The sequence below is a fragment of the Bradyrhizobium sp. AZCC 1693 genome (assembly GCF_036924745.1).
In the GTDB taxonomy this organism is placed as follows: Bacteria; Pseudomonadota; Alphaproteobacteria; order Rhizobiales; family Xanthobacteraceae; genus Bradyrhizobium.
The window spans coordinates 1,414,419-1,433,579 of record NZ_JAZHSD010000001.1; the positions used below are offsets into that span (position 1 = coordinate 1,414,419).

The 19,161-nt window shown below is 62.6% G+C and carries 20 protein-coding genes; 17 read left to right on the forward strand and 3 right to left on the reverse strand.

Annotated features, from left to right (window positions below; all coding sequences use genetic code 11):
• Window positions 1-66: 66 nt before the first annotated feature.
• The 10 genes from V1293_RS06965 (at window position 67) to V1293_RS07010 (ending at window position 9,555) form a co-directional block, all read left to right on the forward strand.
• Window positions 67-1,224: a YadA-like family protein gene (locus V1293_RS06965; protein WP_334507911.1), complete on the forward strand. Its 1,158-nt coding sequence runs from the start codon at window positions 67-69 to the stop codon at window positions 1,222-1,224.
• A 104-nt stretch (window positions 1,225-1,328) separates the two neighbouring features.
• The gene (locus V1293_RS06970; RefSeq protein WP_334507913.1) at window positions 1,329-1,907 is read left to right on the forward strand and encodes a hypothetical protein; all 579 of its coding nucleotides are present in this window, start codon (window positions 1,329-1,331) and stop codon (window positions 1,905-1,907) included.
• Window positions 1,908-2,154: 247 nt separating this feature from the next.
• Window positions 2,155-2,622, forward strand: coding sequence for a type II 3-dehydroquinate dehydratase (gene aroQ, locus V1293_RS06975; RefSeq protein WP_334507915.1), 468 nt, complete (start codon window positions 2,155-2,157; stop codon window positions 2,620-2,622).
• 77 nt (window positions 2,623-2,699) lie between these two features.
• Window positions 2,700-3,191, forward strand: coding sequence for an acetyl-CoA carboxylase biotin carboxyl carrier protein (gene accB / locus V1293_RS06980; protein ID WP_334507917.1), 492 nt, complete (start codon window positions 2,700-2,702; stop codon window positions 3,189-3,191).
• 88 nt (window positions 3,192-3,279) lie between these two features.
• Complete coding sequence (gene accC, locus V1293_RS06985) at window positions 3,280-4,638, forward strand: acetyl-CoA carboxylase biotin carboxylase subunit (RefSeq protein WP_334507919.1); 1,359 nt, start codon at window positions 3,280-3,282, stop codon at window positions 4,636-4,638.
• Window positions 4,639-4,753: 115 nt separating this feature from the next.
• The gene (locus V1293_RS06990) at window positions 4,754-6,286 is read left to right on the forward strand and encodes a sensor histidine kinase (protein ID WP_334507923.1); all 1,533 of its coding nucleotides are present in this window, start codon (window positions 4,754-4,756) and stop codon (window positions 6,284-6,286) included.
• The gene (locus V1293_RS06995) at window positions 6,283-6,723 is read left to right on the forward strand and encodes a response regulator (protein WP_334507925.1); all 441 of its coding nucleotides are present in this window, start codon (window positions 6,283-6,285) and stop codon (window positions 6,721-6,723) included. Before V1293_RS06990 ends, V1293_RS06995 begins: the two co-directional genes overlap by 4 nt.
• On the forward strand, window positions 6,720-7,808 hold the full coding sequence (locus V1293_RS07000; RefSeq protein ID WP_334507927.1) for a sensor histidine kinase: 1,089 nt from the start codon (window positions 6,720-6,722) through the stop codon (window positions 7,806-7,808). Before V1293_RS06995 ends, V1293_RS07000 begins: the two co-directional genes overlap by 4 nt.
• A gap of 212 nt (window positions 7,809-8,020) precedes the next feature.
• Window positions 8,021-8,599: a hypothetical protein gene (locus V1293_RS07005; protein WP_334507929.1), complete on the forward strand. Its 579-nt coding sequence runs from the start codon at window positions 8,021-8,023 to the stop codon at window positions 8,597-8,599.
• Entirely contained in the window at window positions 8,596-9,555 is a 960-nt protein-coding gene (locus V1293_RS07010) for a nucleotidyl transferase AbiEii/AbiGii toxin family protein (RefSeq protein ID WP_334507931.1), read from the forward strand. The genes V1293_RS07005 and V1293_RS07010 overlap by 4 nt, the downstream gene beginning before the upstream one ends.
• Here V1293_RS07010 and V1293_RS07015 read toward each other — a convergent pair.
• A complete protein-coding gene (locus V1293_RS07015; protein ID WP_334507932.1) occupies window positions 9,552-10,349 on the reverse strand; it encodes an IclR family transcriptional regulator in 798 nt (265 codons plus the stop codon). The genes V1293_RS07010 and V1293_RS07015 overlap by 4 nt on opposite strands.
• Before the next feature lie 170 nt (window positions 10,350-10,519).
• On the opposite strand from V1293_RS07015, the gene V1293_RS07020 reads away from it, so the two are divergent.
• Genes V1293_RS07020 through V1293_RS07045 form a run of 6 tightly spaced genes read left to right on the forward strand, consistent with a single transcriptional unit; the run spans window position 10,520 to window position 15,163 of the window.
• The gene (locus tag V1293_RS07020) at window positions 10,520-11,497 is read left to right on the forward strand and encodes a Bug family tripartite tricarboxylate transporter substrate binding protein (RefSeq protein ID WP_334507933.1); all 978 of its coding nucleotides are present in this window, start codon (window positions 10,520-10,522) and stop codon (window positions 11,495-11,497) included.
• Between the two features lie 11 nt (window positions 11,498-11,508).
• Entirely contained in the window at window positions 11,509-12,126 is a 618-nt protein-coding gene (locus V1293_RS07025) for a flavin reductase family protein (protein ID WP_334507935.1), read from the forward strand.
• A 57-nt stretch (window positions 12,127-12,183) separates the two neighbouring features.
• Window positions 12,184-13,044 (forward strand): fumarylacetoacetate hydrolase family protein, encoded by an 861-nt coding sequence (locus V1293_RS07030; protein ID WP_334507937.1) that lies wholly within the window; start codon window positions 12,184-12,186, stop codon window positions 13,042-13,044.
• A gap of 3 nt (window positions 13,045-13,047) precedes the next feature.
• On the forward strand, window positions 13,048-13,851 hold the full coding sequence (gene hpaH / locus V1293_RS07035) for a 2-oxo-hept-4-ene-1,7-dioate hydratase (protein WP_334507939.1): 804 nt from the start codon (window positions 13,048-13,050) through the stop codon (window positions 13,849-13,851).
• A gap of 28 nt (window positions 13,852-13,879) precedes the next feature.
• Window positions 13,880-14,263 carry a RidA family protein gene (locus V1293_RS07040; RefSeq protein WP_334507941.1) on the forward strand — a complete coding sequence of 128 codons (384 nt, stop codon included), beginning with the start codon at window positions 13,880-13,882 and terminating at the stop codon, window positions 14,261-14,263.
• 24 nt (window positions 14,264-14,287) lie between these two features.
• The gene (locus V1293_RS07045; RefSeq protein WP_334507943.1) at window positions 14,288-15,163 is read left to right on the forward strand and encodes an amidohydrolase family protein; all 876 of its coding nucleotides are present in this window, start codon (window positions 14,288-14,290) and stop codon (window positions 15,161-15,163) included.
• Window positions 15,164-15,910: 747 nt separating this feature from the next.
• On the opposite strand, the gene V1293_RS07050 is transcribed toward V1293_RS07045, so the two are convergent.
• The gene (locus V1293_RS07050) at window positions 15,911-17,353 is read right to left on the reverse strand and encodes a DASS family sodium-coupled anion symporter (RefSeq protein WP_334507945.1); all 1,443 of its coding nucleotides are present in this window, start codon (window positions 17,351-17,353) and stop codon (window positions 15,911-15,913) included.
• A 102-nt stretch (window positions 17,354-17,455) separates the two neighbouring features.
• On the opposite strand from V1293_RS07050, the gene aat reads away from it, so the two are divergent.
• Window positions 17,456-18,130 (forward strand): leucyl/phenylalanyl-tRNA--protein transferase, encoded by a 675-nt coding sequence (aat, locus tag V1293_RS07055; RefSeq protein ID WP_334507948.1) that lies wholly within the window; start codon window positions 17,456-17,458, stop codon window positions 18,128-18,130.
• A 1-nt stretch (window position 18,131) separates the two neighbouring features.
• On the opposite strand, the gene V1293_RS07060 is transcribed toward aat, so the two are convergent.
• The gene (locus V1293_RS07060; protein ID WP_334507950.1) at window positions 18,132-19,121 is read right to left on the reverse strand and encodes a DUF2155 domain-containing protein; all 990 of its coding nucleotides are present in this window, start codon (window positions 19,119-19,121) and stop codon (window positions 18,132-18,134) included.
• Between the last annotated feature and the right edge of the window lie 40 nt (window positions 19,122-19,161).

Here is a 19,161-nt window from a genome sequence, read left to right on the forward strand (position 1 = left end):
TCAAGCCATAACAGGTGAATTACGCAGCCACGCCTGGCTTGCGAAATTTTTTTCAAGGGGCGGCACATGAATATGAATTGGCGGACGTCGCGGATTGCATTTGTCGTGGTCTGCGGACTGGGGACTTGGCTGGCTGAACCGCGCGCCGCCGTCGCTGGATGCGCCTCGGGCGCTGCGGCGATTACGAATCTTCTCAGCGACCCAGCCTGTCAGGCTATTGCCTCTGGCACCAACAGCACGGCGGTTGGCGGGGTCGCCGCCGCATATGGCAACAATGTAACCTCAATGGGGGCCAACAGTGGCCCCAGTCTATTCGCGCCTTTGGTGGACGGAGCTACTTCGCTCGGGACCTACAGCAACCGTGGCGCCGACCCTGGTGCCTACTCGACAGCAATCGGCGCGGGCGATACGTCCGCTGTCGCGCCCCAATCTACTGGAGCTTTCAGCGTCGCTATCGGCGGCGGCAGTGTACTTGGCGGGATGGGCGCTGTGGCGGGGGGCACAGGTTCTGTTGCGATAGGGAACCAGAGCCAGACATCGAATAGCTTCGCGATCGCCGTGGGCGAGGCTGCGACCGCCAGCGGCCAACAGGCCACGGCAGTCGGCACCGGCGCCCAGGCGACAGGTCTTTTTAGCAGTGCGTTTGGTACCAATGCGGCGGCCACCGCAGGTGGTGCGACAGCGATAGGCAGCAACGCCACTGCGGGTTTCACGAATTCGACTGCCATCGGCAATGGCGCGACCACCACCGCTGTCAATCAGATTGCGGTTGGGACGGCATCGAACACTTATACGATGTCCGGCATCACCTCGGCGGCTAGCACCGCGGCCCAAACAGGACCGACCAAGATCGTGACCACCGACGCCTTCGGCAATCTCGCGGCGGCGAACTTTTCCCAGCAGGACATTTCAACGTTGCAGTCCAACGTTGGCGGCTTGCAGCAGAATGTCAGCCTGTTGCAACAGAATGTCGGCGTGTTGCAGACGCAGATGCGACAGGGATTTGAAGGCACCGCCATTGCCATCGCGCTGGGCGGGGCGGCGCTGCCATCGGACAAGCGGTTTGCGATCTCGACCAACTGGGGCAATTTCCGCGGGCAAAATGCCGTCGGCGTAGCTGCCCAGCTCCGCCTGACCAACTATGCCGTAGCGAACGTCGGCATCGGCGGCGGCTTTGCGCAGGGTGGCATCGGCAGCCGCGCAGGCGTAACGTTCGCCTGGTAATGCCTGGAAATCGTCGCCACCTTCAAATCCTCCTGCTGGTTGCGGCAATTTGCGCGAGCTTTGGCGCAAGCCAAGCGCAAGTCCAGAAACAGAAGCCCGCGCCGGTGGAATCGGCGGCGCCAAAGCCGGCGCAAATTGACCGCAATGGCGTTCTGGTTCTGGTGCGATCCGCGTTGCTCGCCCTCGATCAGGCCAACAAGACCGGCAACTACACGGTGCTGCGCGACCTCGGCGCGCCTGGCTTTCAGGTCAATACCGCCGCACGTCTGAGCGAAATTTTCGTCAAACAGCGCAACGACAATCTTGATTTGTCAGGTGTTGCCGTCATCGAACCCCAGCTCAGCCTGCTGCCGCAGATTGAAGCGAACGGCTTGATGCGGATGGCCGGGTTTTTCCCGTCCGTGCCGTCGCAGGTCAATTTCGAACTCGCGTTCGCGCCGGTGAACGGGCAATGGCGGCTGTTTGGCATCTCCGTTTCGATCGGCCAAATGGCGCCAGCCGCGCCTGACAGTTCACCCGCCCCGTCCACGCCGCCCCCCGTGGCGCTCGCGCCGACGCAAGCCCCGCCGAGCGCTCAAAAACAACCGCCCACCAATGGTGCCAAGCATCCGGGGGCGAAGCCTGCGCCGGCGGCCAAGCTCAGTGCGGATGACAAGCCCGCTGGCGGAGAGCAACCGAAGTAAGGCGAACCGCGGATGTCGGGCGCACCCGCCGTTGGTCCGCGGCATGTTCCCGTCTGATTCCGCGCGGAACGGAGGGAACGCCTCCTTCAACATTGGTTAATCAGCGATTTCCGTAGGTTCCATGCGGGTTTTTACGAACCGGATGAGGTATTTGGGCGGCATTCCGGCAGGCCTAAAGGCTTCCCCTGCGGCTCGTTGTTACCTATAACCCCGCGACCTGCCCGCCCCCCATTTTGCTGGAATCTGGATGGCCCAAGCTTCTGCCACAACGATCTATGTGCTCAACGGCCCGAACCTCAACATGCTGGGGACGCGCGAGCCCGAAACCTACGGCCATGCCTCGCTCGCCGATGTCGAAAAGCTGTGCGCGGAAACCGCCGCGCAATTCGGCCTGAAGGCCGATTGCCGCCAGTCCAACCGCGAGGGCGAGCTGATCGACTTCATCCACGAGGCACACGCCAGGAAGGCGGCCGGCATCATCATCAACGCCGGCGGCTATTCGCACACCTCGATCGCGTTGCACGACGCGCTGGTCGCCGTGAAAATCCCGACGGTGGAAGTGCATATCAGCAACATCCACGCTCGCGAGAGCTTCCGTCATCACTCCTACACGGCCATGGCCGCCTTTGCATCGCTCTGCGGCTTCGGCATCGACGGCTACCGGCTCGCCATCAATGGTCTTGCCGCCAAACTCGGCGCCAAGGCCAAAGCCTGACTTCAAAACCTGACGTCGACCGACACCAAGCCTGACGCCTAAGCCGTCACCCACACCGAGAATTCCGGATCAAGAGCATGGCCCGCCAGCCCGACAACAAGTCAGCGGACAAATCAGCCGCAAATCTGAAGAGCGATGACAGCGCGCTCATTCGCGAACTCGCGCTGTTGCTGGATGAGACCAGCCTGACCGAGATCGAGATCGAGCGCGCCGGCTTGCGGGTGCGGGTCGCGCGCAACGTCACCGTGTCGGCAGCGATGCCGGCGAGCTTCCAGCCGGCGGCGGCTGCCGCGGCAGTAGCCGTCCCCGCGGCGGGTGCCGATCTGGCCAAGCATCCGGGCGTGGTTCCCTCGCCAATGGTCGGTACCGCTTATTGGGCGCCCGAGCCCGGCGCCAAGCCGTTCATCGACGTCGGCACCAAGGTATCGGCCGGGCAAACGCTGCTGATCATCGAAGCGATGAAGACGATGAACCAGATTCCATCGCCGCGCGCGGGCACGGTGACGCAAATTCTCGTCGAGGACGGCCAGCCGGTCGAATTCGGCGAGCCGTTGGTCATTATTGAGTAGATGGCGAATGGCGAGTAGCGAATAGCGAATGGTTTTTCTGCACTAACCATTCGCCACTCGCCATTCGCTACTCGCCTGCGGGAGCCGCATGTTCGACAAGATTCTGATAGCCAATCGCGGCGAGATCGCGCTCCGCGTCCTGCGCGCGTGCAAGGAGCTCGGTATCTCCACTGTCGCGGTGCATTCCACTGCGGACGCCGACGCCATGCACGTGCGGCTCGCCGACGAAAGCGTGTGCATCGGGCCGCCGCCGTCCAAAGACTCCTATCTCAACGTCCCCGCGCTGCTCGCGGCCTGCGAGATCACCGGCGCGGATGCCGTGCATCCCGGCTATGGCTTCCTGTCGGAGAACGCCCGCTTCGCCGAAATCCTCGCCGAGCACAATCTGCATTTCATCGGCCCGAAGGCCGAACACATCCGCCTGATGGGCGACAAGATCGAGGCCAAGAAGACCGCCAAGCGACTCGGCATCCCCGTCGTTCCGGGCTCCGATGGCGCGGTCTCGCCCGACGATGACGCGCTCGCGATCGGCAAGGCGATCGGCTTCCCCGTGCTGGTGAAGGCGGCCGCCGGCGGCGGCGGACGCGGCATGAAGGTGGCGCGCTCGGCCGACGATTTGATGATGGCGTTGTCTACCGCGTCCAACGAAGCCAAGTCGGCGTTCGGCGACGCATCGGTCTATCTCGAAAAATACCTGCAGAAGCCGCGCCACATCGAGATCCAGATTCTCGGCGACGGCCGCGGCGGCGCGATCCATCTCGGCGAGCGCGACTGCTCGCTGCAGCGCCGTCACCAGAAGGTCTGGGAAGAAGGCCCCTCGCCGGTTCTCGCTGCCGCCGCCCGTGCCAGGATCGGCGAAACCTGCGCCAAGGCGATGCGGGACATGAAATATCTCGGCGTCGGCACCATCGAATTTCTCTATGAGGATGGCGAGTTCTATTTCATCGAGATGAACACCCGCATCCAGGTCGAGCACCCCGTCACCGAGAGCATCACCGACATCGACCTCGTGCTGGAGCAGATCCGCATCGCCGCCGGGGGCGACCTGCCTGCGAAGCAGGAAGAGATCGCCATCATCGGGCATGCCATCGAATGCCGCGTCAATGCGGAAAACCCGCAGACCTTCCGCCCGTCGCCCGGCAGGATCACGCAATTCCACCCGCCCGGCGGGCTCGGCGTGCGGATCGATTCGGCCGTCTATCAGGGCTACGTCATTCCGCCCTATTATGATTCGCTGGTCGGCAAGCTCATCGTGCACGGCAAGACCCGCGCCGAATGCCTGATGCGGCTGCGCCGGGCGCTCGACGAGATGGTGGTCGACGGCATCGAAACCACCCTTCCGCTGTTCCGGGCGCTGGTCCGGGAGGCCGACATTATCAACGGCGACTACCACATCCATTGGCTCGAGCAGTACCTTGCCGGCCAGCCGGTGGACGGCAAGACCTGAGCAAAAAACTCCTGAAATATTCGACAGCGCATGGAACCGATGGTTCCATCGCACGTTAGAGTGCAAAAGGGGTTGCCGGGGGCGCTTGTTCGTTTGTTTATGACGCGAGATCACCGTGACCGCTGATGCCCAGCGCAAGCGCGCCGTGGGGCACATCCTGCTGCTTGCGGCGGGGCTCCTGGTGTTGACCGCCATCAGCGCCGGTTCGGTCCATCTCGTGAACAAGGCGCGCGAGGACGCGCGCAAAGTTCTGCACACCTTGGAGGTTGAAAACCAGATATCGCTCGTCCAACTGCAGTTGCGGCGTGCCGAAAGCGCGCAGCGCGGCTACCTCGCGACGTTGCGGCCTGATTTTCGGACCGACTTTGAGCAAGCCCTGTCCGAACTGACGCCGGCGCTGACGCGGTTGAGCCAGCTCATCAGCGATGATCCGGTTCAAAGGGCGCTCATCAACGAGATGATGCCGCTCTACGACCAGCGGATCGAGGAATTTCGAACGACCATTGAACTGGCCCGGTCGCAGCGCATGAGCGACGCCACCAAGATCGTGCGCGAGGGCATCGGGCGCGACACCATGAAACATATCGACGGTCTCGCGGTGCGGATGCGGGCGGAGGAAGATCGTCTGTTTGTCGAGCGCACGACCAACGCCGATCGCAGCCAGACGCTGGCGGCCTCGATCACCGGCATCGGCTCGGGTTTCGTCGTGGTCCTGGCCGGCATCGCGATCTTCCTGGTCCGACGTTCGTCGCTCGCACGCGACCAGGCCGACGCCCGGCTGCGCGACAGTCATCTCAACCTCGAGGCCACGATTGACGAGCGCACCGCTGACCTGCGCGAAGCCAATGACGAAATCCAGCGCTTCGCCTACATCGTCAGCCACGATCTGCGCTCGCCGCTGGTGAACATCATGGGCTTCACCAGCGAGCTGGAGGAATTGCGCGGCGATATCTTCAAACGGATCGCAGCGCTTTCCCGCGAGCAGTCCGCCGCACCATCAGCCCCGGAAAACGCCACCGATACCGCCGAACCCGTACTCGAAGGCTCCGACAAGCAGCTCTCGGAAGATTTCTCCGAGGCGCTCAGCTTCATCAAATCGTCGATCGGCAAGATGGACCGGCTGATATCGGCGATCCTCAATCTCACCCGCGAGGGGCGGCGCGAGTTCGAGCCGGTCTGGATCGACACCAGGGAGCTGATCGAGGGCATCGTGGCGACCGTGGCGCATCAGGCCGCGGAAGCCCAGGCCGAGATCCGGATCGACGCGCTGCCGAATATCGTCAGCGATCGCCTTGCGCTGGAGCAGATCTTCTCCAATCTGATCGACAATGCGCTCAAATACCTCAAGACCGGGGTCCCCGGCGAAATCGCGGTGCGCGGCCGCACCAAGCTCGGCTTTGCGATTTTCGAATTATCGGACAATGGGCGTGGTATCGATCCCAAGGACCATCAGCGCATTTTCGAGCTGTTCCGCCGCGCGGGAACCCAGGACAAGCCTGGACAAGGCATCGGCCTTGCCCATGTCCGCGCCTTGGTGCGTCGCCTGGGAGGAACCATGTCGGTCGCGTCGGAACTTTACCAGGGCAGCACGTTCACGATCACGCTGCCTATCAATTGGCCAGTGGGTAATCGGAACACACGGACATGAGTAATCCAGTCACCATCATCATGATCGAGGACGATGAGGGCCATGCCCGCCTGATCGAGCGGAATATACGCCGATCCGGTGTCAACAATGAGATAATGCCGTTCACCAGCGGTACAGCCGCCCTGGACTACCTGTTTGGCAAGGACGGGACGGGTCTCGACCACAAGGGCAGCGCCCTCCTGATCCTGCTCGATCTCAATTTGCCCGACACGACCGGCATCGACATTCTGAAGCGGGTCAAGGAAAACAGATATCTCAAAACCACGCCGGTGGTGGTGCTGACCACGACCGACGATTCTCACGAGATCAAGCGCTGCTACGAACTCGGTTGCAACGTGTACATTACCAAGCCTGTGAACTACGAAAGCTTCGCCAACGCCATTCGCCAGCTCGGCCTGTTCTTTTCCGTCATTCAGGTACCTCCAGCCGCCACATGAACAAAGCGACGACCCTTTTGTATATCGATGACGACGAGGCCCTCGCCCGGCTGGTCGACCGCGGCCTGACGCGGGCCGGTTTCAAGGTTGTCCATGCTGCGGGTGGCGACCAGGGATTGGCGCGGCTGGCGCAAGGCGGCATCGATGTCGTGGCGCTCGACCAGTACATGCCCGGGCTCGACGGGCTGGAAACGCTGGAACGGATCATGGCGATCCCGGACGCGCCGCCGGTGGTGTTCGTCACGGCGTCGCAGGATTCGGCGATCGCCGTCACGGCGCTGAAGGCCGGCGCCGCCGACTATCTGGTCAAGGACACGCAGGGCGATTTCATTCCGCTGCTTCAGGTCGCCGTCAACGGCGCGCTGCGGCAGTCCGAACTTCAGCGCGCTCGCGACGAGGCCGAAGCCGAGGTTCACCGTTCGCGCGACCGCTATGCGGCGCTCGCCGCCGAACGCGAAGTGCTGCTGCGCGAAGTCAACCACCGTGTCGGCAACTCGTTGCAGATCATCGCCTCGCTGCTACATTTGCAGGCCAATTCGGCCACCCAGGACGATGTCAAGGCGGCGCTCACCAACGCGATGGGCCGCGTCGCCGCGGTCGCCCAGGTGCATCGCCGCCTCTACACCTCGCATGATCTCAAGAGCGTGTTGCTGAACCAGTATCTCGAAGCCCTGCTGGAAGACCTCCGGCGTTCGGCCGAGGGCAACAAGATGTCGCGGCTGACGCTCGAGGCCGAACCGATCGAGATCGACCCGGACCGTGCGGTGGCGATCGGCATCATCGTCAACGAGCTGGTGATGAACGCCGTCAAATACGCCTATCCCGACGGCGCCGGTCCCATTCACGTCGAGCTAAAGCCTGAGGGCGACGACCTCGTGGTCGCGATTGCGGACAACGGCGTCGGCCTCAACGCCAAGGCCGATCCGCGCTCCACCGGCATGGGGCAACGTATCGTGAGCGCGATGGCCGCCAAGCTGGACGCCAGCGCCGAGCGCGATCCGGACCATCACGGCACCAGGATCGTGCTGCGCTTCCGCCGCATCCCGGCGGCGGCGCCGAAACCGACCAACGCAGCAGTGGGCTGAAGCCCTCGGGTTGGGCGCGTCCATCCTCCCTCGATAGCCGCATTACCTGCATCGTAAGCTGTAAGGCGACGAGCTGCGCCTAGCGATCAAACGAGGTTATTACCGGCGTAGATTTTAAAAACCTTTTATTTTCATATTCTTACATTACAAAATTGCATGATTTTTCACTGATTAAACTTGCATTTTGGCGGTTTTGGCCTATTTTGCCTCCCATGACAAAGCTCAAAGAGCTTAAAACCCACCTGAAGCCGGGTGAGGCGTACCGGCGCGCGGACTTGGCCCGCTGGTCGACGTCGGTTGACCGGCACATCAAGCAACTGGTCGAAAGTGGCGTGCTCAAGAAGCTTTCCGGCGGACTTTATATTTACCCGAAAGAGACGGCATTCGGCCCGGCGCCCGCAAGCGACAAGGATATCGTAAGCGCCTTTCTCAAGGATCATCGCTTCCTGCTGGCGTCGCCGAATGCCTACAACAGTCTCGGTGTCGGCACGACGCAGCTCTATGACAGGACGGTCGTCTACAATCACAAACGGCACGGCGAATTTCAGCTTGGCGGCCGCAAATATGCGTTCCGCGTGAAACCGCGTTTTCCGAAGTCACTGACGACGGAGTTCCTGCTCGTCGATCTCGTCAACAACCTCGACCAGCTTGCCGAGACAAAGAATGATGTCTTGAAGCGCGTGATGGAGCGTGCGGTGGCGGCCGACAAGCCGCGCCTGCGTCGCGCCGTTCGCGAATACGGAAACGAAAGAACGAAGCGATTGTTCGAACACGCGCGGGAGAGCGCGTGAATTCCAACATGCCGCGCGAATATTTGCACGACCACCCGCAGTTCGCGGATCTAATCCGGATCGTCGCGGACGAAAAGGGTATTGATCCGGCGCTGGTCGAAAAGGACTATTGGATCGTGCACTGCCTCCATGGCCTCCAGCAACTTGGATTTGCATTTCAGTTGAAGGGCGGCACGTCGCTTTCAAAGGGTCATCAAGCTATCAACCGGTTTTCGGAGGACATTGATATCCTTATCGAGCCTCCGCCTGGTCACGACGTGAAAACGGGGCGTAATCAAAACAAGCCGGCACACATCCAGACAAGAAAGGATTTCTACGACTGGCTCGCGCAGACGATCAAGATTGACGGCATTTTGAAGGTCGAGCGCGATACGGCTTTTGATGACACGCCGAACCATCGAAGCGCGGGCATCAGACTGAACTACGAAAGCGTGACCGACGCGCTGGAGGGGCTGCGCGAAGGTGTCCTGCTTGAAGTCGGCTTCGATACTGTCGCTCCCAACACGCCGAAGGACATCGGCGCCTGGGCCTACGACTACGCCGCCGACAAGGTGGACATCATCGACAACCGGGCGAAAGCTGTTCTGTGCTACGATACCGGTTATACCTTCGTCGAAAAACTTCAGACTGTCTCTACCAAGTTCCGCAAACAGCAGGCCGGCGATGGCGACCCCATAGAGTTCATGCGTCATTACTACGATATCTGGAGTCTGCTGAAGCGCGCAGAAGTTCAGACGTTCATCGGCACTGAGGCCTACAAGGCTCACAAGCAGATGCGCTTCCGGCAAGATGACAATCAGAACATCGCCGAAAACGAGGCCTTCATTCTCAACAACGCTGCAACGCGCGCGCTCTACGCCAAGGCCTATGAAGATAGCGGTGCGCTCTACTATGCCGACAGACCGGCCTTCGCAGAGATGATGGCCGAGATCGGAAAGTGGATCAGCCGACTTTAGGACGCCTCCCTCGACGCCTCCGCTTCGATCGCACGCGCAGCCGCGACAAGAACGTCCGCCGCTTCGATCGCGCGTCGCGGGCTCAACCTGCTTCGCACGGCGGAGAGCGTAATCGCTGCGGCAGGCTGGCCGTCCGGCGTCCGGATCCAGGCCGAAAGCGACTTCGTCCCCTGCACGAGACCGACGTCACGGAGATTGTAGCCCCGGCGGCGCGCGAGCTGGACCTGTCCGAGTACGGTGGCCGTACCGGTCCGGTAGGCGCCAAATCGTGTTTCGTTGGCGAGCACGATCCTGCGCGCCTCCGCAGCAGGCATGGCGGCCAGTATCGCCACCCCCGCGCTGCTCACGCCGAGCGGACGCCGCACACCGACCTCAATCGACAACACCTGGATCGGATAGCTGCCGATGCGGCGCGCCACGCATAAGGTGTCGAGCCCGGTGCGCACCGTCAGGAACAAGGTATCGCCAAGTTGCGCCGACACCGCCGCGAGATGTGGCTCTGCTGCAATCAGCAGTGGCGAACGCGAGGGACGCGCCAGCGCCAGTTCGGGCACCTGGCGGCCGACGACGTAATTGCCTGTCCGCTCGCTGCGCTCGACAATTCCCTCCTCGATCAGCACATGCACGATGCGATGTACCGTAGGGCGCGCGAGCGAGGTCGCCTGCACGACTTCCGCCAGAGGTACGCCTCTTTCCCCGCCAATCGCGAGCGTCCGCAGCACGGTCAACGCGCGACGGATCGCCTGCCCGCCCTGAAGCGGGTGCCTGCGCGCCCTTAACCGACCGTTTGTCATATGCGTTGTCCGCTGTCCACAATGTGGACAAAAACACCACAATTTGGTCGACAGCGGAAGGGCCGTGCGCAAGATCGCGGCGCGGAACAAGACATGCGCGTGCCGCTGGGACGGGGCTCGCGCAAAGCAAGAATCTGGCGGGACATATGCCCGCTTTTCGGGAGAATGCGATGAAATTTTTCGCGATCGCAGGCGTCGCTGTATCGGCACTCTTCACGGTGGCGTTGAACACACCGGCCGACGCCCAGCAATGGCCGGCGCGGCAGGTACGCCTGATCGTCCCCTATCCGGCAGGCGGCAATGTCGACAGCGCGGCGCGCGTTATCGCCGACAGGCTGCAGGCGAAGCTGGGTCAGCCATTCATCGTGGAGAACAAGGCCGGTGCCGGCGGCCTGATCGCCGGCGAGGCGTTCGCGAAAATGCCTGCCGACGGCTACGCCTTGTTCGTCGGCGCCAACGGCCCGGTGCTGTTCGCGCCCGAGATCGCCAAGCGCGACGCCTATAACTGGAAACGGGATTTCGTCCCGATCACCTCGATCACGATGACGCCGCTGGTGCTCGAAGTGCATCCGTCGGTGGCGGCCAAGGATCTGAAGGAGTTCATCGAGCTTGCCCGCCGCGATCCCGGCAAGCTGACGATGGCTTCTCCCGGCCAAGGCACCACCAACCATCTGCTCAGCGAGCTGATGCAATCGACGCTCGGCCTGGAATGGCTGACGGTGCACTACCGCGGCAACGCCCCTGCGCTCAACGACCTGATCGGCGGACAGGTGCAATTCGCGCTGGACCAGATCTCGGTCGGACTGCCCTCCATCAAGAGCGGCATGCTGCGTGCGCTTGCCGTCACCGGCAGCCACCGCGCCTCCTGGCTTCCTGATGTCCCCACCTTCACCGAACTCGGCTACAAGGAATTTGACGGCCAGACCTTCACCGGCCTGTTCGCGCCCGCCCGCACGCCGCCCGAGGTCGTGACCAAGCTCCACGATACGCTCGCGGAGATCCTGAAAGATCCCGCCATCGTCGAGAAGTTCAACGCGCTCGGCGCCGAGGCCGTCTCGATGACACCCGCGGAGTTCACGAGCTACCTCGAGCGCGAGGATGCCAAGTGGATTCCCGTGGTCCGCAAGGCCAACATCAAGGCTGACTGAGGCGCATCCCGATGCGGATCGATCCTGCATATCTCGACGCTGAAACGGCCTACCGGCTGATCACCGGCGTCGTGGTGCCTCGCCCGATCGCCTGGATCACCAGCCTGTCGGCCACCGGCGTGCTCAACCTCGCCCCGTTCTCCGCCTTTACCTTCGTTTCGCCGAAGCCGCCGATGCTGGCCATCAGCGTCGGCCGCAAGGGTGGAATCTACAAGGATACCGCGCAGAACATCCTCAACAACGAGGAGTATGTCGTTCACATCGCGGATTCGAGCCTGATGACGGCGGTGCATGAGAGCTCAACCGAGCATCCGCCAGATGTCAGCGAGGTCGAGGAATTGCGGCTGTCGACGCTGCCGGGAGAACTCATCAAGGTGCCGCGTCTCGCTGCAGCGCCGGTTGCGATGGAATGCCGTTTCCGGCAGTGCCTCGAATTCGGTGAGACCCGCAGCCGGCTCATCGTCGGCGAGGTGCTGGTCTTCCATATCAGGGATGGATTGCTGAACAACGGCAAAATCGAAACCGAGGCGCTCGATCCGATCGCCCGTATCGCGGGTCCGCGTTACGCCACGCTCGGCGAGATCGTCACCCTGAAACCCGTGTTCCAGACCTCGAAAACTGAATCCTGAAGCGTCGAAAGGCGCGCCGTCGCCCGCGTGAGCGGCGCTGATCCGGAGATCCACCGCATGCATCTCTTAAGTTATCTCGCAAACGGCGAGCCGCGCTTCGGCGCGGCCGTTGCCGGCGGCGTGGTTGACCTTACCCAACGGCTCGGACCGAAATGTCCTGACCTTCGGACCCTGATCGCCAAGGAGGGCCTGGAAGTTGCGCGCCAAATGGTCGCCAGCCTCAAGCCAAGCCATGCGCTCGACGATCTTGTGCTGCTGCCGCCGATTCCCAATCCGGAAAAACTCTGGTGCATCGGCGTCAACTACAAGGACCGCAACGCCGAGTACAAGGACAATTCGGACCTGCCGAAATATCCGAGCCTGTTTGTCCGCAATCCCTCCTCGGTCGTCGGCTCCAACCAGCCGATCGAGAAGCCGAAAATCTCTGAACAGCTCGATTATGAGGGCGAGCTCGTGATCGTGATCGGCAAGGAAGGACGGCACATCCCCCGCGAGCGCGCCTGGGACCACATCTTCGGCATGACGCTGTGCAATGAGGGCAGCGTCCGCGACTGGCTGCACCACGGCAAGTTCAACGTTACGCAAGGCAAGAATTTCGATCGCTCGGGCAGCATCGGGCCGTGGATCGTCACGTCGGACGAATGCGATCCGCGCGGGCCTCATGACATTATCACCCGCGTCAATGGCGAGGTACGCCAGAGCGATTCCACCGAGCGGCTGATGTTCCCGTTCGATTTCCTGATCGCCTACCTCTCCACCTTTGCCACCCTCAAACCCGGCGACATGATCGCGACCGGCACGCCGACCGGCGCCGGCGCTCGTTTCACGCCGCCGCGCTGGCTCAAGCCAGGCGACGTCGTCGAGGTGGAATCCGCTGGGATCGGCATCCTTCGCAATACCGTGGCGGAGGAGCAGTAGCCGATGCTCGATCAACAAACCGTCGAACGGCTGGCGCAGCGCCTGGATGAGGCCGAACGCAGCAAGTCGCTGATTACCGCGTTCACGCGCGAATATCCTGATCTCACGATCGAGGACGCCTACGCCATCCAGCGCGCCTGGACGAAGCTGCAGCTCTCCCGCGGCCGCGTCGTTCGGGGGCACAAGATCGGCCTGACATCGAAAGCAATGCAGAACGCCGTCGGCATTTCCGAGCCGGACTACGGCGTGCTGTTCGCCGACATGTTCTACCCCGACGCGTCGCCGATCCCGTTCGACCGCTTCCACGCGCCGCGGATCGAGGTCGAACTGGCCTTCGTTCTGAAGACACCGCTGAAGGGCCCCGACTGCACGCTGTTCGACGTTCTCAATGCCACCGACTACGTCACGCCGGCGCTGGAAATCCTGGAAACCCGGATGCACCGCATCGATCCCGTGACCAAGGCGCCGCGCAAGGTGATGGACACGATTTCCGACAACGCCGCGAATGCGGCGCTGGTCGTCGGTGGCCGGCCCATTCGGCCGCTCGATTTCGACCTGCGCTGGATCGGCGCGCTGTTGTTTCGCAACGGCCAGATCGAAGAGACCGGCATCGCTGCCGGGGTACTCAATCATCCCGCCAACGGCGTGGCCTGGCTCGCCGACCGGCTGGCCGCCCAGGGCGAGCACCTCGAAGCCGGCGAAGTGGTGCTGGCGGGGTCGTTTACCCGGCCGGTCGATATCGCCAGGGGCGACACGTTTCATGCCGACTACGGCCAGTTCGGATCGGTGTCCTGCCAGTTCGTCTGAACAAGAAAGCGTCCCAGGGAGAGAAGCGATGACAAGGCGCAAGAGCATTCATATCGGCGAATTCAAGCACGCCAATCCAATTCCGAACGCCTGCCGCATCGGCAATGTCCTGATGTCCGGAGTCATCCTTGGCCGCGACCCAGCGACCGGCAAGATGCCGGAAAAGATCGAAGACCAGTGCGCCAACATGTTCGGCCACATGAAGGCGATCGTGGAGGCCGGCGGCGGGACCACTGACGACATCATCAAAATGACCGTATGGCTGCAGGACCGCACGCAGCGCGCACCTGTCAATACCGAGTGGCTGAAGATGTTTCCCGATGAGCATTCCCGCCCCGCTCGTCATGCCCTGCAGATGGACATGGAGAACGGCGCGCTCGTGCAATGCGACTTTACGGCCGTGATCGGCTGACCCCGCTCGAACAAGGAACCCGACATGCCGACCTATCTTCCCTTCGATCCGAACCCGCGCCGTCCTTCAAAACTGCCGCCGCCAAAGAGCATCGACAGCCAGTTTCACGTGCTGGGTCCGTTGGACAAATATCCGGTGCGGCCCGGCGCCGCCTACCAGATGCCGACCGCGACCTGGGAAGCGGCACTTCGCGTCCACAAGGCGCTCGGCATCGAGCGCGGCATCATCGTGCAGACCACGACCTATGGCGCCGATCATTCCGTGGTCCTCGACGGCCTCGCCGCGATGGGACCGAACTACCGCGGTTGCGCCAACGCGCTGGTGTTTGCCGAAGCCGACGATGCCTATCTCGCCAAACTTCACGACGCCGGCGTGCGCGGCGCCCGCTTCAGTTTCCGGCAGGAACTGGGCGCGGTGCTCTCGGACAAGGATTTTGCGCGCGCGATCGCGCGCATTCGCGAACTCGGCTGGTACGCAAAAATCCAGCCGGAGAAGGACGGCATCGTCTCGAGCGTTGCCAAATACGAAGATCTCGACGTACCCGTGCTGATCGACCACATGGCCCGCCCTGACCCTGTGCGCGGCAAGGAAGATCCGAATTTGCAAAAGATGCTGGAGCTGCTGTCGAAGGGCAATTTCTGGGTCATGCTGTCGCTCGGGGAAAAGACGTCGAAAAAAGGCCCGCCCTGGGACGACGTCATTCCGATCGCGCGCGCCTATATCGACGCCGCCCCCGACCGCTGCGTGTGGGCAAGCGACTGGCCGCATCCGGTTTCGGTGGTGCAGCCGCCCAATGACGCCGACCTGCTCGAACTGCTCTATCGCTACGTTGCTGACGAGGCCGAACTGCGGAAGATCCTGGTGAGCAATCCGGCCAAGCTGTTCGGCTACGAGAACTAGGGCGTGGCGCTCATAAGCGCGTAGCCAGATACGAGATGCCTTCCGCTTTCGGCGGCACAGCGGACATAGCCCGAATTGCTGCTGGCTCGACCCGATCGCGAATGACCCATTGCGGATGTTAGCTGCTGCGCCGACCGCTTTTCCGCGCAAAGAGGATCAGGAGAGGATACGTCAGAGCGAGAGCGAAGATAACGTCGAACAAGTAGAGCAAAAGCGTGAATTCTCGACTAAACGGTGCACTGGCCCCGAAAAGAGTAAACGTTTGCGCGTAGGAGAATAGTATCGGCAGGTTGAGGACGATTGCGATCGAATGACCGACCCAACCATCTCCGCAGGTGAAGCTCTGCAGGCCCTCGGTCCAACTGCACCCAGTTGATTTCAATAGAATGGGATAAGCGACAAGCTCTAGGAGTGCCACGATAACGGCAAATCCCAAGATGCATAAGCAAATCAGGCACACACCTCGAAATGTCGTGAGCATTGCCGACCTTGCCATCCACTAAGAGTACCAATGTTGATATCGACTTGCGACCGTGGCTAGTTGGCTTACGAAGCGACAGTGAGATGCTGGTAAACGGACCCTTTCACGGGGTGAGCTTCCGCTTCTGTGAAGGTTTGCGGACGCCGGCCCCGTGCCCGCGGCGCCACCTTCATGGGGCCGGCATCCGAAAACCTTCACAATAGCGGACATCGATTGAGGCTCACCAATCAATCTCGATTTACAAGTACGCGCCCCAGGGCGCTCGATCACACCACCCGCAGCCACGGCATCACGATCAGCAGCAGGCCCGCAAAATAGATCACGCCGAAAATCAGGCCGAACTTCCAGAAATCGCCCTTCCCGATATAGCCGCTGCCGTAATACATCGGCGCCGGTCCCGTCGCATAGGGCGAGATCACGCCCATCAGGCCGAGCGAATAGACGCAGAGCAGCGTCAGCGTCGGCATCGACAGTCCGGGAATGCTGCTGCCGACCGCCAGCACCACCGGCAACACCGCCGCCGCATGCGAGGTGATGCTGGAAAAGAAATAGTGGACCCAGAAGAAGAACGAGACGAGCAGGATCATCCCGACCGTCGGACCGAGGCCAGCCAGCTCCTTGGCGTAGCCTTCCGCCACCCATTTGATGAAGCCGATTTCGTTCAGGCCCGATGACAGCGTCAACAGCGAGGTGAAATAGAAGAACACTTCCCACGCGCTCTTTTCGCGAACGATGTCCTCGAACTCAATCACTCCGGTCAACAGCATCAGCGAGATCACGACAAAGACCACCATGGTCGCGTTGATGAAGTTCGACCCTACTAGCGGCAGGCTGATGGTGGGATTGGAACCGCAGATCCACAGGAACATCGCCAGCAGCACCAGCGCAGCCATGATCCATTCGTTGCGCGACAGCGGCCCCATCGTCTTGAGCTCGTTCGAACTCCATTCGACGATTTCGGGGCTTTCCTTCACCTCCGGCCGGCAGATCATGTAACTCAACAGCGGCACCAGGATCAGAAGCAGGATACCGAGCGGCGCAAAGCCGATGAACCATTGCGACCAGCCGACGTCGACGCCTGCGATCTTCCTGGCGATGGAGAGCGCGGCCGCATTCGGCGCCAGCGCGGTCAGGAACAGCGAGCTCGTCACCGCGGTGGTCGCAAACGCCGTCCACATCACATAGGTGCCGATCCTGCCCGCCGTCGGCCCCGGTTCGGAGCCGTAGATGCGCGGGATGTTGCTGACGATCGGATAGATGGTGCCGCCGCTACGTGCGGTGTTGGACGGCGTCGCCGGCGCCAGCACGAGGTCGGAGAAGGCGACCGCATAGCCGAGCCCGATGGTTCGGCGGCCGAGACTATGCACCAGCAGAAGCGCGAGCCGGCGGCCGAGCCCGCTCTTGCGGTAGCCGATCGAGAACACGAAGGCGCCGACGATCAGCCACACCGTGCTTTCGGAAAAGCCGCCCAGCATCCAGCGCAGCGCCTTGTTGGGGTCGTGCTCGACATATCCCGAGATCCCCGCGAACGTCAGACCGATCACGCCGACGGCGCCCACCGGCATCGATTCCAGGATGAGTGCGGCGATCACGGCCGCAAAGATCGCAAAATAATGCCACTGATTGGCGTTGAGGCCGGCTGGAACCGGCACGAGATAGAGCGCCAGCCAGATCAATAGCGGTACAACGGTCTTCCAGGTGATTTTCACGCGTCCCTCTTTTCCTCCCGGCGCTCTCCGGCCGTCCGGGACGCACCGTCTTTTTTTTACGTACGTAGCATAGGCCCTCGGCCTCCTGCTATCCTCCCACGCATGACATCGCGCGAGTCAGCCGTTTCCGAAATCACCCCCGAAGTGCTGCTGCGGGCCTATGCCTGCGGCATCTTCCCGATGGCCGAGAGCGCCGGCGACCCGACGCTGTTCTGGGTCGAGCCGGAAATGCGCGGCGTGATTCCGCTCGAGGGCTTCCGCATCGCCTCACGGCTGGCCCGCACCGTGCGCTCGGATACCTTCAGCGTTACCGTCGACACCGCCTTCAAGGCAGTCATCGCGGGCTGCGCGGCGCCGCAGCCGGGCCGCGACGACACCTGGATCAACAAGCGCATCAGGGATCTCTATATCGGGCTCCACGAGCTCGGCCATTGCCACAGCGTCGAGGTCTGGCAGGACGGCGACCTCGTCGGCGGCCTCTACGGCGTCAACCTGGGGCGCGCCTTCTTCGGGGAGAGCATGTTCCATCGCGCCCGTGATGCGTCGAAAGTGGCGCTGGTGCATCTGGTGGCGCGGCTGATCGCAGGCGGGTTCGAGCTGCTCGACACCCAATATGTCACCGAGCATCTGCGCAGCTTCGGTGCGGTCGAAATTCCAAGGCGCCGCTATCGCATGCTGCTCGACAAGGCGATCGCGGGCGAGCCTGCGGATTTTATGTGGTTACCGTCCTGCATCAGCGGCGCGGACGCGCTCGCGATTATTGCACGCAGCCCGTAGCCTAATTCCCGAACAATCCGCCAAACAGTCCACCCGGCCGCTGCTGCGGCGGAGGCGGCGGTGGAGGAGCCTGTTGCGGCTGCGGCTGGAATTGCGGCTGCGGCGGCTGACCTGGCGGGCGCGGCGCCGCCTGCTTCGGCTGCGGCGGACGTTTTGCGGCCGGCGGCGGCGCAGCCTTCGCGGGATCCGGCTGTGCGCTGACGATGGTCTGGTCGGGGCCTTTGCAGTCGGTCAGCCAGATGTCGTAGACCGGGTGCTCGACGCCATGAAGGCCGGGGCTTGCCGCGTACATCCAGCCCGAGAATATCCGCTTCACCTCGCCCTGCAGCGTGATCTCGTCGACCTCGACAAAGGCGTCGGTGTTGGCGGCTTCCGTCGACGGCCGCGTGTAGCAGGCACTGGTCTTCACGCGCAGCGCGCCGAACTGCACGGTCTCGCCAATATCCTCGTCGAAATTGATGATGCGGCCGGTGATCTTGTCGAGGCCGGAGAAGCTCGCCTTCTTGTTGGTGATCTTGGTGGCTGGCGGCTCGGACACGACCTCGTCGCCGGGCTGCAGGGTCGCTGGCGATTGCGGCACGCCCTTGGCTGGTGGCGGTTGGCGCTGGCCCGGCGGCGCATTGGCGACGCCCGGCTGGCCCGGCTGCGGCGGCTGAACCGCAACACCCGGCTGCGTGCCCTGGGGAGCAACGGTCGTTCCCGGCGGCGGCGGCAGCGGCTGCGACTGGAAGCTTCCCGGCGGCGGCGCGCCCTGCCCCGGCGGCGGACGGTTCGGGGTCGGCAGCAGGCGGCCGCGCGGCAGTTCCGGCACTTCCTCGTCGTCGTCGGGGAATGGTTGCTGCTGCTGATTACCGCGCGGAATGGCGCCCGGCGGCCGCAGCGGCGGATCGGAAAAGATATTGCCGATCTGCGCCTGCGCCGGCGGCACAAGCGAGGTCGTAGTGGCGGCGATCAGGGCCGCAAGACCGGTCAGGGCAATGGTTCGAAGCATCTCGCGGCTTTTACAGGCGAATCGGGCTCGCGACATAGTA